Genomic DNA, 13006 nt, shown 5'->3' with positions numbered 1-13006 from the left:
GGGCGGCCCGCGCGGCCGCCCCCGCCCCCGAACGCGTCAGCGGCACCCGTCGCCGACGATCTCCTGCACGACACGATCAAGGAGGATCCGTGAGATCACCACAACGAGAAGCCGCTCCGAAGGGGCGGTTGCGGCTGAGGCTGCTGGCCACGGCCGCGCTGACCGCGCTCCTGGTGGCCCCCTTCGCCGCCCAGACCTCGTCCGCCGCTGAGGCGGAGCTCATCGTCAACGGCGGCTTCGAGAGCGGCATCAGCAGCTGGTTCGTCAACAACGGCAACGCCGCCGACGCCGGCACCATCGCGACGACCACGGATGCGCGCACCGGCACCGCCGCAGCGCTCGTCACCGGCCGCACGACCACTGGCGCGGGCGCCATGCAGGACCTCAGCGGCAAGGTCGTCGCCGGCCAGACCTACCAGGTCAAGGCGCAGATCAAGTACGAGAACGCCGCGAGCCCCGCGACCAAGCAGTTCTTCGCCACCATGCACTACGGCGGAGGCACCTACACGAACCTCGCGAGCGTCACCGCCACGAAGGGGCAGTGGGCGACGATCAACGGATCGTTCACCATCCCCGCCGGGCAGAGCGTCGCGACCGCGCGCCTCTTCTTCGAGACGCCGTGGACCGCGACTCCCTCGGCCGCGCCCGAGACGCACCTCATGGACTACAAGCTCGACGACGTCTCGCTGGTCGGAGCGGCGCCGCCCGCGCCCGCCTCGCGCACCATCGAGGTCGTGGGCAAGATCCCGGGCGACCACAACCCGCTCATGGGCTGGAAGTTCGGCGCCGACGGCTTCGGCTTCGTCGAGAACGGCCGCGTGTACATGTACATGACGAACGACACCCAGGGCTACGCTCCGAACCCCGCCACGGGCGTCTCGGCGGGCATCGACTACGGCAAGATCAACCAGATCACCGTGATCTCCTCGGACGACCTCGTCAACTGGACCGACCACGGCGAGATCCAGGTCGCCGGCTCCACCGGAGTCGCGCCCTACACCGGCAACTCGTGGGCTCCCGGCATGGCGAAGAAGACCGTGAACGGCGTCGACAAGTACTTCCTCTACTACGCCAACGGCGGCGGCTCCAGCAACGTGATCACCGGCGACTCGCCGGTGGGTCCGTGGACCAGCCAGCGCACCTCCACGCTCATCAACGCGTCCACCCCGGGCGCCGAGGCGGTCGCGTGGAAGTTCGACCCGGCACCGCTCGTCGACGACGACGGCCAGGGCTACCTGTTCTTCGGAGGCGGACCCGCCTCGACCGCGCTCCCCGCGGCCGAGCGCTTCAACAACCCGAAGAACATCCGCGTGATCGAGCTCGGCGACGACATGATCTCGACCCAGGGCACTTCCGCCGTCGTGGACGCGCCCGTCGCGTTCGAGGCGGCCCAGGTGTTCAAGCGCCAGGACAAGTACTACCTCTCGTACTCGTCCCACTTCGGCGGCAACGACTTCGGCGGCAACCAGACCCGCGAGCCCGGCTACCCGGGCGGCGGCGAGATCGGCTACATGATCTCGGACGACCCGATGTCCTGGCCCAAGGAGAACTACGCCGGCGTGATGTTCCCGAACCAGAGCCGCTTCTTCGGAGCCGGCACCGGCGGCAACAACCACCAGTCGGTCTTCGAGCTGGGCGGCAAGTACTACTTCACCTACCACGCGCCGACGCTCAACAAGCGGATCAACGGCGACACCACCCAGGGGTACCGCAGCCCGCACATCCAGGAGCTGCAGTTCAACGCCGACGGCACGGTGCAGCAGGTGGTCGGCGACTACAAGGGCGTCGACCAGGTGAAGGACTTCGATCCGTACCGCACCTTCCCGGCCGAGACCATCGGCTGGAGCAAGGGCATCGCGACGGCGCCGCTCGGCACCCCCGCCGCGGGCGCGACCCAGAACCTCGTGCTGAAGGACCTCGACAACGGCGACTGGACCGCGCTGTCGGCCGTCGACTTCGGGGACACCGGAGCCGCGACGTTCACCGCGAAGGCCAAGGCGCTGCAGGCCGGCGGCACCGTCACCGTCCGCCTCGACTCCGAGACCGGGCCCGTCGCGGGCACTGTCGCGGTGAACGGGACGACCGGTGAGTGGAAAGACGTCAGCGCAGCGCTGACCGGAGCGACCGGAGTGCACGACGTGTTCTTCAGCTACTCCGGACCCTCGGGCGACCTGTTCGAGCTCGACACCTTCGCCTTCACCGAGGGCGAGGCGGCTCCGGCGCTCGACATCACGGCGAGCGCGGCGACCCGCTGCATCGCGGGCAAGGCGATCGTCACCGTCCAGGCGAGCAACGGCTCCGACGTCCCCGTCGGCGTGACCTTCACGTCGACGTCCGGCACGAAGTCGTTCACCTCGGTGGCGCCCGGCAAGACCGTGTCGCACGCCTTCACCACCCGTCAGGCGAACCTGCCCGCCGGTGCGGTGACCGTCGAGGCCACGGCCACGATGAACGGCGCCCCCGTCGAGACGGAGGTGAGCGCTCCGTACGCGGCGCGCCCGTGCTCGTAGCGCACGGCTGAACCACCGGGGAGCGCCCCCGGCCCTGCGGGGCCGGGGGCGCTCCTGCGCGTGCGGGGGGATCTCGATACGCCCCTCCGGGGCTGCTCGATCAGCGTGTCCGCCGTCCTGCTGGTCGAGCAGCCGCGCGGCGGCGTCTCGAGCCCCCCGTTCTGTCAGCGGCTGTCGGCCAGGCGCATCGTGCCGCCGGCCTGGGCGGCGAAGGCGCGGGCGGTCGCCGCGATGGTGCGCTGCATGACCCGCGCCGCGGCGGTCGGCGCGAGGTCCGCCGGGCGCGCGAGGCTGATCGTCCGGGTCAGCGTGGGCTTCTCGAGCGTCGGCTCCTCGATGCGGATCGAGCGCAGCCCCGGGCGCCCCTGCAGCACCATCGCCGGGACGACCGCGACGCCCAGGCCCCGCTCGGCGAAGCGCAGCACCGCGTCCATCTCGGCGCCCTCCAGCACCACGTCCGGCTCCAGGCCCGCGGCGGCGAACGCGGCGTCGGTCGTGCGGCGCAGGTCGTAGCTCGAGTTGAAGACGATCTGCGGGAGGCGGGCGACCGCGGCCAGGTCGAGCGCGCCGGTCGCGGCGAGGGGAGGCTCCGCGGCGGAGGAGACCACGACGAGCTCCTCGACGAGCAGCGGCGTCACCGTGAAGGCGCCGGGAGCGGCCGCGGTCGAGGTCGTCACCAGCGCCAGGTCGAGCTCGCCCCGTGCCAGCCGGTCGAAGAGGCTCCGCGACCCGTCCTCGGCGAGGTGCAGCTCCACGGCGGGATGCGCGGAGTGGAACGCGTGCAGCACCTCCGCGACGAGGCTGATGCAGAGCGTCGGCGTCGCGCCGAACCGCACCCGGCCGCGCTCGAGTCCCGCCAGCTCGGCCAGCTCGCGGCGCACCGATCCGGCGTCGGCGAGCATGCGCCGGGCGAGCGGCAGCAGCAGCTCCCCGGCCGGTGTGAGGGTGCTGCCGGAACGCGCCCGGTGGAAGAGCTCGGAGCCGAGGTCCTGCTCCAGCGCGGCGATCCGGCGGCTCAGCGAGGGCTGCGCGAGATGCAGCTCCTCGGCGGCGCGGGTGAAGCTGCCGAGGCGGGCGACCTCGACGAATCCGGTGAGCTGCTCGAGATCCACATGCATACCCTATGCGCATGGCCGTGCCCAGCATTATGCATTGGAGTAATCGAAGCGCCGTGCCTAGCGTGGAGGCATGACCACTTCAGAGACCACCGCACCGGAGCGTCGGATCTCCACCTCCGTCCTCGTCATCGGCACCGGCGGATCGGGCCTGCGCGCCGCGATCGAGCTCGCCGAGGCGGGCGTGGACGTCCTCGCGCTCGGCAAGCGCTCGAAGTCGGACGCGCACACCTCCCTCGCCGCCGGCGGCATCAACGCCGCCCTCGCCACGATGGACCCCGACGACAGCTGGCAGCAGCACGCGGCCGACACCATCACCGAGTCCTACCAGCTCGCCAACCCGCACACTGTCGAGATCGTCACCTCCAACGCCGCCCGCGGCATCCAGGACCTCGAGCGCTACGGCATGCCGTTCGCCCGCGAGGACGACGGCCGCATCTCGCAGCGCTTCTTCGGCGCGCACACCTACCGCCGGACCGCCTTCGCGGGCGACTACACCGGCCTCGAGATCCAGCGCACGCTCGTCAACCGGGCCGCCCAGCTCGAGATCCCGATCCTGGACACCGTGTACGTCACGCGGATCCTCGTCAACGAGGACGGAGCCGTGTTCGGCGCCTACGGCTTCGACCTCGTCGACGGCACCCGCTACCTGATCCACGCGGATGCGGTGATCCTCGCCGCGGGCGGGCACAACCGCATCTGGCGCCGCACCTCCTCCCGCCGCGACGAGAACACGGGCGACTCGTTCCGCCTGGCCGTCGAGGCCGGCGGTCGCCTGCGCGACCCCGAGCTCGTCCAGTTCCACCCGTCGGGCATCATCGAGCCCGAGAACGCGGCCGGCACGCTGATCTCCGAGGCCGCGCGCGGCGAGGGCGGCATCCTCCGCAACGGCCTCGGCGAGCGCTTCATGGGCAAGTACGACGCCGAGCGCCTCGAGCTCTCGACCCGCGACCGCGTCGCCCTCGCCTGCTACACCGAGATCAAGGAGGGTCGCGGCACGCCCAACGGCGGGGTCTGGCTCGACGTCTCGCACCTGCCGCGCGAGACGATCATGACCCGGCTGCCGCGGGTGTACCAGACGATGCTCGAGCTGCAGATGCTCGACATCACGAAGGACCCGATCGAGATCGCGCCCACGGCGCACTACTCGATGGGCGGGGTCTGGGTGCGCTCGGACGACCACAGCACCGACGTCCCCGGGCTCTACGCGATCGGAGAGGCCTCCAGCGGACTGCACGGCGCCAACCGCCTCGGCGGCAACTCGCTGATCGAGCTGCTGGTGTTCGGCCGGATCGTCGGGCAGGCGGCGGCGGAGTACTCCGCCTCGCTGACCGCCCAGACCCGCTCGGCCGCGTCCGTCCAGGTCGCCCGCGACGAGATCGCCGGCCTGCTCGCGGCCGACGGCACCGAGAACGTCCGCGCCCTGCAGCGCGCGATCCGCAACACGATGACCGAGCACGCCGGAGTCGTCCGCGACGAGGAGGGCCTGCTCGCCGGGCTCGCCGAGCTGGACGCGATCGAGGCGCGCATCGCCGACATCGGCGTGCACCCGGACATCGCCGGCTTCCAGGACCTCGCCCACGCCTTCGACCTCAAGTCGGCCGCGATGGCCGCGCGGGCCACCCTCGAGGCAGCGCTCGAGCGCCGGGAGAGCCGCGGCTGCCACAACCGCAGCGACTACCCGGACATCGACCCGGCCCTCCAGGTGAACCTCGTCTGGTCGCCCTCCACGGGGATCACGCGCGAGGAGATCCCCGCGGTGCCGGAGGAGATCCAGGCGCTGATCAGCGGCGAGGTCGCCACCGCGGGCAAGCTGCTCGAGTAGCCGGAACCGCGACGGCACGACGCCGGTCGCCCTCACCGTCTGCTCGCCGGGCACCACCGGAGCCCAGGCGCCCCCCGGGATCCTCCTGGGGACCACGGACAAGGTCACCGCCCTGGATCCCGCCGGCTCCTGGGACCTCGGCTCGGCGACGCTGCAGAACCAGGTCTTCTCCTGGCTGCTGACCTCCGCCCCCGGATCGACGGATCCCGTCCCGGACCTCGCGGCCTCGGCCGAGTTCACCGACCCCACCCACTACCGCGTCGCCCTGCGCGAGGACGCCGCCTTCGCCAACGGCAATCCGCTCACGGCCTCGGACGTGGTCTTCACCTTCGAGCGCCAGGTGGCGATCGCCGCTCCGAACGGCCCCTCGTCGCTGCTCTCGGACATGGTCTCGGTCGAGGCGGAGGACGACTCCACCGTCGTCTTCACACTGGCCACCCCGGACAACGCCCTCTGGCCCCAGATCCTCACCAGCCCCGCCGCCGCGATCGTCGACGAGGACGTCTTCTCGGCCGACTCCCTCACCACCGACGACGACATCGTCGCCGGCGACGCCTTCAGCGGGCAGTACTCCATCACGAGCTACACGCTGAACTCGCTCGTGCAGCTCACCCGCAACGACTCCTACGACGGCCTCCTCGGCGCCGCCGCCAACGAGTCCGTGATCGTCCGCTACTACGCGGACGAGAGCAACCTCAAGCTCGACATCCAGCGCGGCGAGATCGCGGTCGCCTACCGCACGCTGAACGCGACCGACACGGAGGACCTCCGCGGCGAGGAGGGCCTGACGGTGCACTCCGGTCCCGGTGCCGAGATGCGCTTCCTGGTCTTCAACCCCGAGACCATGCCCTACGGCTCCGCCACCTCCGAGGCCGACGCCGACAAGGCGCTCGCCGTCCGCACCGCCGTCGCCGACCTGATCGACCGCGACGAGCTGTCGGACCAGGTCTACAAGGGCACCTACGCGCCGGTCTACTCGATCGTCCCCAGCGCCCTGACCGGATCGACGCCGGCGTACGAGCAGGCCTTCGGCGACGGGAGCGGCGGTCCCAGCGCGGACGAGGCCGCCGCCGCGCTCCAGGCGGCCGGGATCACCGGTCCCGTCGACCTCAAGCTGCAGTACAACACCGACCACTACGGCTCCAGCACCTCGGACGAGTACGCGCTCATCAAGAACCAGCTCGAGCGCAGCGGGCTGTTCACGGTCGACCTGCAGTCGACGGAGTGGACGCAGTACGTGAAGGAGAAGTCGACGTCCTACCCGCTCTACCAGCAGGGCTGGTTCGCGGACTACCCGGACTCGGACAACTACCTGAACCTGCTCTACGGCACCGACGAGGCCCCCTCCATCCTCGGCACCGCCGTGAAGGACGACGCCTACAACGAGGTCGTGCTGCGCGAGCGGAGCCTGGCCCCGGCGACGAGCGCACCGCGGCGATCGAGGAGGCGCAGCGCCTCGCGGCGGAGAAGGCGATCACCGTGCCGCTCCTCGAGGGCACGGAGACCGTCATCGCCTCCTCCACGATCTCGGGCATCGACGACACGCTCGACGGCTCCGGCCGATTCCGCTTCGGGCTGCTCCGGAGCGAGTGATCGGGGCGCGCTGATCGGCCGGACGGGCCGCAGTGCCGCAGGAGGGGAAGACCCTCGGCGGCCGCTGCGGCCCGTCCGCGCGTCCGGGTACGGCTCTGCCAGGACGCGGCACCCGGGTCAATCAGCGCGCCAGCGCCGCCAGCTCCGCCCGGGTGCGGGCCCCGGCCTTGCGCAGCAGGTTCGACACGTGGAACTTCACCGTGTTGCCGCTGATGCCGAGGTGGTCCGCGATCCGCTGGTTCGAGGCGCCGAGCGTGATCAGGTTCAGCACCTCCCGCTCGCGCGCACTGAGCTCGGCGAGGTCGAGCCCGTCGGGCTGCGCCGGCGGATCGAGGGGGAGGCGGATCGACAGGGTCGACCCCCAGCCCGCGGTCGACGCGACCGAGAGCTCCCCGTCGAGCCCGCGCACGCGCTCGGCGATCGGGCGCAGGGCGTCGTCGCGGGTCGTCAGCTCGCCCCGGCCGTCGTCGCGGATCTCGATGAGCAGGTTGAGCCCGTCGCAGTCCCACTGGATCCGCACCCGGCGCGTCTGCTCCGACTCCACGAACGCCAGCACGGCGCTCCGCACGATCGCGCGGGCCGCGTGCGCCACCTCGCCGGGGAGGGCGCGCCCGGTGGCGGGCGGCTCGACGAACTGCACGTCGAGGTCGCCGAAGCGCACGAGCGGGCGCAGGTCGCTCCGGAGCCGCGCGAACGCGCCCACGACGGGCTCCAGCATCGCGCTGCGCTGCTCGTCCGAGGCGGTGCGCAGCTCGACCAGGGCGTTCGCGGCGATGTCGATCGCGACGGTGCGGGCCGCACGGTCGTCGAGGCGCTCGGCGCGCAGGGCGGCGAGCACCGACTCCAGCGCCACCGCGTGCCGGTCGGCCTGCTCGGCGACCGTGCGGGCGTGCTGCTGCAGCAGGGTGCGGGAGGCGGGGGACTCGGCGGGATCCATCCCCCGAACCTACCCGTCCTACCCGCGAGTGGCACCGCTCACCCGATCGGGTAGGTGGGCCTCCTCGATCAGGTGGCGCGCGGATCCGGTCGCCGGGCGCACTGTGGACTCATGCCCGCTGACGACCGCACCACCGACCCCGCAGAGGCGCTCGCCGTGATCGCCGCCGAGGTGTCCGCCGCGACCTCCTCGCTGACGACCGACCGCCTCGAGCCCGTCCTCGAGCTGCTCGCCGGCGCCGACCGCGTCTTCATCCACGGCGCCGGCCGCTCCGGCCTCGCCCTGCGGATGACCGCCATGCGCCTCATGCACCTCGGACTCGTCGTGCACGTGGTCGGCGACGTGACGACCCCGGCGATCCGCGGCGGCGACGTGCTGCTCACCGCGAGCGGCTCCGGCACCACCGGGGGCATCGTCCGCGCCGCGCAGGCCGCCGTCGACGCCGGAGCGCGGGTCGCGGCGATCACGACCGCCGCCGACTCCCCGCTGGCCGGGCTCGCCTCCGCCGTGGTGGTCGTGCCCGCCGCCGACAAGCTCGACCGCTCCGGGGCCGCCTCGGCGCAGTACTCCGGCGGGCTCTTCGAGCAGGTCGTCGTGCTCACCGGCGACGCCCTGTTCCACGCGCTCTGGCAGCGCCGCGGCGACAGCGCCGACGAGCTCTGGCCGCGCCACGCGAACCTCGAATGACCCGACTCCCCACCTCGACAGGAAGAAGAACCCCGTGAAGCTCCAGTTCGCCATGGACACCCTCAGCACCGACGCCGCCCTCGAGCTCGCCGCTGCCGCCGCCCCGCACGTCGACATCCTCGAGCTGGGCACCCCGCTCATCAAGAGCGCCGGCCTCTCCGCCATCACCGCCATCAAGGAGGCGCACCCCGACAAGACGGTCTTCGCCGACCTCAAGACGATGGACGCGGGCGAGCTCGAGGCCGACATGGCCTTCGCGGCCGGCGCCGACCTCGTGACGGTCCTCGGCGTCGCCGGCGACAGCACCATCGCCGGCGCGATCGCCGCCGGGAGGAAGCACGGCAAGGGCGTCGTCGTCGACCTCATCGGCGTGCCCGACAAGGCCGCCCGCGCCCGCGAGGTCGTCGCCCTCGGCGCCGAGTTCGTCGAGATGCACGCCGGTCTGGACGAGCAGGCAGAGGAGGGCTTCACCTTCGAGACCCTGCTGCGCGACGGCGAGTCCTCCGGCGTGCCGTTCTCGGTCGCGGGCGGCGTGAGCACCGCCACCATCGAGTCGGTGCAGCGCGCCGGCGCCCTCGTGGCCGTCGCGGGCGGGGCCATCTACGGCGCCCCGGACGTCGGCGAGGCCGCCGCGGCCCTCCGCGCCGCCATCGTCTGACCCGTCGGCGCCGCCGCCCCCGAGGCCCGCTGATCCGGGTCGCGAGGGCGGCGGCGCCCGCGTCCGCGCGGGAGGCGGCAGCGCATCCCCGCCGGACGCCCGGCCCCTCTCGACTCGCCGACGGCGCGGTCCTACAGTGGCTGCGACGACCCTCGACTCCCGCCGCGGGACCGACGGCGCCGTCGCGAGCGGAGGGAAGCCGTGTCCTCGACCGCCCCCGTGCCCGGACCCGCCGTCGACGCCTCGACGAGGCTCCGCGACTTCCACCAGATCCTCCTCAACACCGCCGTCGCGAACGTGACGACGAGCTTCCTCTGGTTCGCGCTCACGTTCTGGGTGTACCTCGAGACGCGCTCCGTCCTGGCGACCGGGATCATCGGCGGCGCCTACATGCTGCTCGTCGCGGTCTTCGCGATGGCCTTCGGCACGATCGTGGACCGGCACCGCAAGTTCCGCGTCATGGTGTTCGCCGGCGCGGTCACGCTGGTGTCCTTCGGCGTCGCGGGCGGTCTCTTCCTCGCGCTGCCCGAGGCGGCGCTCCTGGACTTCCGCGCCCCCTGGTTCTGGGTGTTCTCGGGCACGATCCTCTTCGGCGCCGTCATCGAGAACATGCGCAACATCGCCCTGTCCACGACGGTGACCCTGCTGGTCCCGGTGGAGGGGCACGCCCGCGCGAACGGCCTCGTCGGCACGGTCCAGGGCCTCGCCTTCGTGGTGACGAGCGTCTTCAGCGGCCTCGCCATCGGCCTGCTCGGCATGGGGTGGACGCTGGTGATCGCGATCGGCCTCTCCGCCGCCGCGCTCCTGCACCTCCTCTTCCTGCGCATCCCGGAGGACCGGCCCGCGCCGACGGGGGAGAGGGCGCCGCTGATCGATCTCCGCGGCAGCATCACCGCGGTGCGGGCGGCGACCGGGCTGTTCGCGCTCATCGTCTTCTCGACGTTCAACAACCTGATCGGCGGCGTCTACATGGCGCTGATGGACCCGTACGGCCTCGAGCTGTTCCCGGTCGAGCTGTGGGGCGTGGTGCTCGGAGTGACGGCGACCGGCTTCGTCATCGGCGGTCTGCTCGTCGCGAGGTTCGGCCTCGGGAGGAACCCCATCCGGACGATGCTGCTGCTCGTGATGGCGATGGGCCTGATCGGCGCGGTCTTCACCCTCCGCGACTGGTGGTGGCTCTACGCCGGCGGCATCTGGATCTACATGACCCTGATCCCGGCGGTCGAGGCCGCCGAGCAGACGGTGATCCAGAAGGTCGTCCCCTTCGAGACCCAGGGGCGCGTCTTCGGCTTCGCGGCGGCGTTCGAGTCGGCCGCCGCTCCGATCACGTCGTTCCTCATCGCCCCGATCGCCGAGTTCGCGCTCATCCCGTACATGGAGTCGCCGGCCGGGCGCTCGGCGTTCGGCGGGCTGCTCGGCGACGGCATCGGCCGGGGGATCGCGCTGGTGTTCCTGGTCGGCGGAGTCGTCATGATCATCGCGGCCGGCGCGGCGATGCTCACCCGCTCCTACCGCGTCATGTCGGCGCAGTACCTGCGGGAAGCCGCGGCGAGCGGGGAGGCGGAGCCCGTCGGCACGGAGGCGCCGGAGACGCACCGGACCGCGCCGAGCACCGTCGAGCAGAACCGCTAGCGCCCGCAGACGCCGCCGTCATGCGCCTCTGGGGGGTCCGGCGGACCGGACGGCGCGGACACGAGGAAGACGTGCCGGACGCCCCCTCCCCAGGGTGCGGCGTCCGGCACGTCGGCTGCGACCACCCGGTCGAGGGGCCCTCCTCGACTCCCGAGCGCTCCGCTGCCCCGCGCCTCCGGAGGGAGACATCGGGGCATGCGGCGCCGGCGGGGGGGGGAGGGCTCTGGTTCCCCGCCCCGCCGGCGCCGGCCGCCCGCGAGGGGCGGCGAGGATGCTCGTTCGGGCGTGCCTCGAGTGACGGCTACATGCCGTCACTGAGCATGGACTGCACCAGCTTCACGTGGCGATCGAGGTTCAGCTGGCTGAACTCGCTGTTGTAGTTGAGGCCGTAGTTCAAGATGTGACCCGGGGTGCACTGGATTGTCGCGTCCGGTCCGTCCCAGGTGCGCAGCAGTGCCAGGGCCGAGTCCCAGCTGCTGTTCTCGCAGTTCGTGTTGAAGGTGGTCGACGTGCCCAAGCCCACGGTGTGCGAGATCTCGTGCATGGCGGTGCCCTCCACCATGTAGACGCGCTCCTTGCCGAAGCGGATCTGGCCGTAGATGTTCGCATCGGCCGTCGGGGTTCCGGGGCTGTACGAGACGGTCAGGGAGCGGGAGATGTTGCTGAGGCGGTTGTAGCGGGCCACGGCGCGGTCCATCGCGTCGGTGATGCGGGCGTAGGCGTCGGCCTCGTCAGCGGTCGGGCTCGCGACGCGGTTCAGCGTCCAGGTGATCTTCTGCACGGTCGGATCGGTCAGTGCCCAGCGCTGGGCCTTGGAGCCGGTGCAGGTCCACTGCTGAATGGGGGAGCCGTCGAGCTGGCGGAAGTCGTTATTGTCGAGGCAGAGGTCGCTGTGCCGATTGGCGATCTCGGCGTAGCCTCCGCCGACGGAGGTGATCCGCCACTGCTGGGCGGTGCTGCCGTTGCAGCTCCACTGCCGCACCTCCGAGCCCGGGGTGGTGCCGAAGTCGAAGTTGTCGAGGCAGAGGTTGCTGAAGGTGTTCTTGATCTCGGCGTAGCCTGTGCCGAGGTCGGTGACCTGCCAGCGCTGGTTGCTCCCCTCGGTGCAGCTCCACTGCCGCACCTCGGCTCCGGGCTGAGTGCCGAAGTCGAAGTCGTCGAGACACATGCTGCTGTGCTGGTTGCGGATCTCCTGCGCCGATCCGAGGCCGACCGGGGCGGTGGCTGCAGAGGCGGGCGAGCTGATGCCCAAGGTCGTGATGCCGACGACGGCCGCGATCAGGGCGCCGATCAGGCGCTTGGAGGGGTGGGACTTCGTTGTCCGGGACATGGGTGCCTTTCACAGACATCCGGCGTCCCCGAAGGGACGCGGGTGAGGGTCGCAGGAAGGAGCCGTGTCCGAAGGGGTCGGAGCACGGCAGAGGATGCGCCGGAGCGACCGGGATGGTGATCCGGTCGTCCCGCCGCGGGACGCGTCAGCGCCGACGCTCCGAGTGGGATGGGAAGCTGATCACGACCTGCATGTTGACGTGGACAACCATCGACCGGTCGCCGAGCCGGTGTCAAGTGCCGGTCTCGAGCGGATCCGGTCCGAGCCCCGCCGGGCGAGGGTGATCCGTCCACGCGGATCCCCGTGCTCCCAGGGAGAGAGCGCTCACACCCGCCGTCGCTGCGGCATCGCCCGGGAATCCGCCATTGTTACCGTTAACAAAAGTCGGTACGGTGTCACCTGAAGTGGGCAAGCGCGTCCTCGCGCCTCGCGTCCCACTCCGACCGGTTCGAAGGCGAACCTGAGAGGAACGTCGATGATGACGACAGCACCACCCTCCCGCCGCACCCTCCCGCCGCAGGCCCACGCCCGGCCCCGATGACTGTCGGCCCGGCCGACACCTCCCACGCGGTGACCGCGGTCGGCGCCCGCAGCGCGCGACGTCTCGTCCTCGCACCCACGTCGACCTCCGCCTCCCGATCACGGGTCGCCAGGCCCGCGTCCCGGGCCGCCTTCCGGCGATTCCCTCCCCGCCAGACGGACGCCGGACTCACCACTCC

General features: G+C 71.7%; 8 protein-coding genes and 1 pseudogene. 6 read left to right on the top strand and 3 right to left on the bottom strand.

The annotated features are described in order from the left end of the window. The first annotated feature begins 89 nt into the window (after nucleotides 1-89). Nucleotides 90-2510, top strand: coding sequence for a family 43 glycosylhydrolase (locus C5C29_RS03570; RefSeq protein ID WP_219813760.1), 2421 nt, complete (start codon nucleotides 90-92; stop codon nucleotides 2508-2510). Nucleotides 2511-2674: 164 nt separating this feature from the next. Here the strand turns inward: C5C29_RS03570 and C5C29_RS03565 are convergent, their stop codons facing one another. Next, a complete protein-coding gene (locus C5C29_RS03565) occupies nucleotides 2675-3628 on the bottom strand; it encodes a LysR family transcriptional regulator (RefSeq protein WP_104224383.1) in 954 nt (317 codons plus the stop codon). 70 nt (nucleotides 3629-3698) lie between these two features. On the opposite strand from C5C29_RS03565, the gene C5C29_RS03560 reads away from it, so the two are divergent. Together C5C29_RS03560 and C5C29_RS03555 are read left to right on the top strand one after the other, a co-directional pair. Then, the gene (locus C5C29_RS03560) at nucleotides 3699-5450 is read left to right on the top strand and encodes an L-aspartate oxidase (protein WP_104224384.1); all 1752 of its coding nucleotides are present in this window, start codon (nucleotides 3699-3701) and stop codon (nucleotides 5448-5450) included. Nucleotides 5451-5529: 79 nt separating this feature from the next. Further along, nucleotides 5530-6729 (top strand): annotated as a pseudogene (locus C5C29_RS03555) (ABC transporter substrate-binding protein); the annotation flags it as partial. A gap of 435 nt (nucleotides 6730-7164) precedes the next feature. On the opposite strand, the gene C5C29_RS03550 reads toward C5C29_RS03555, so the two are convergent. Next, complete coding sequence (locus tag C5C29_RS03550; protein ID WP_258062344.1) at nucleotides 7165-7761, bottom strand: LuxR C-terminal-related transcriptional regulator; 597 nt, start codon at nucleotides 7759-7761, stop codon at nucleotides 7165-7167. A gap of 330 nt (nucleotides 7762-8091) precedes the next feature. Between C5C29_RS03550 and hxlB the strand changes: the two genes are divergently transcribed. The 3 genes from hxlB (at nucleotide 8092) to C5C29_RS03535 (ending at nucleotide 10957) form a co-directional block, all read left to right on the top strand. Then, nucleotides 8092-8667: a 6-phospho-3-hexuloisomerase gene (gene hxlB, locus C5C29_RS03545; protein ID WP_104224386.1), complete on the top strand. Its 576-nt coding sequence runs from the start codon at nucleotides 8092-8094 to the stop codon at nucleotides 8665-8667. Nucleotides 8668-8701: 34 nt separating this feature from the next. Then, a complete protein-coding gene (gene hxlA, locus C5C29_RS03540; RefSeq protein WP_104224387.1) occupies nucleotides 8702-9325 on the top strand; it encodes a 3-hexulose-6-phosphate synthase in 624 nt (207 codons plus the stop codon). A gap of 201 nt (nucleotides 9326-9526) precedes the next feature. Continuing rightward, nucleotides 9527-10957: an MFS transporter gene (locus C5C29_RS03535; RefSeq protein ID WP_104224388.1), complete on the top strand. Its 1431-nt coding sequence runs from the start codon at nucleotides 9527-9529 to the stop codon at nucleotides 10955-10957. A 301-nt stretch (nucleotides 10958-11258) separates the two neighbouring features. Here C5C29_RS03535 and C5C29_RS03530 read toward each other — a convergent pair whose 3' ends face one another. Continuing rightward, nucleotides 11259-12287, bottom strand: a complete 1029-nt coding sequence (locus C5C29_RS03530) for an RICIN domain-containing protein (protein ID WP_104224389.1) — start codon at nucleotides 12285-12287, stop codon at nucleotides 11259-11261. Between the last annotated feature and the right edge of the window lie 719 nt (nucleotides 12288-13006).

This window comes from Rathayibacter sp. AY1H2 (genome assembly GCF_002931985.1).
GTDB lineage: Bacteria > Actinomycetota > Actinomycetes > Actinomycetales > Microbacteriaceae > Rathayibacter.
The sequence above is the reverse complement of the archived record's forward strand: the minus strand, read 5'-3'. Positions and strand labels throughout refer to the sequence as shown.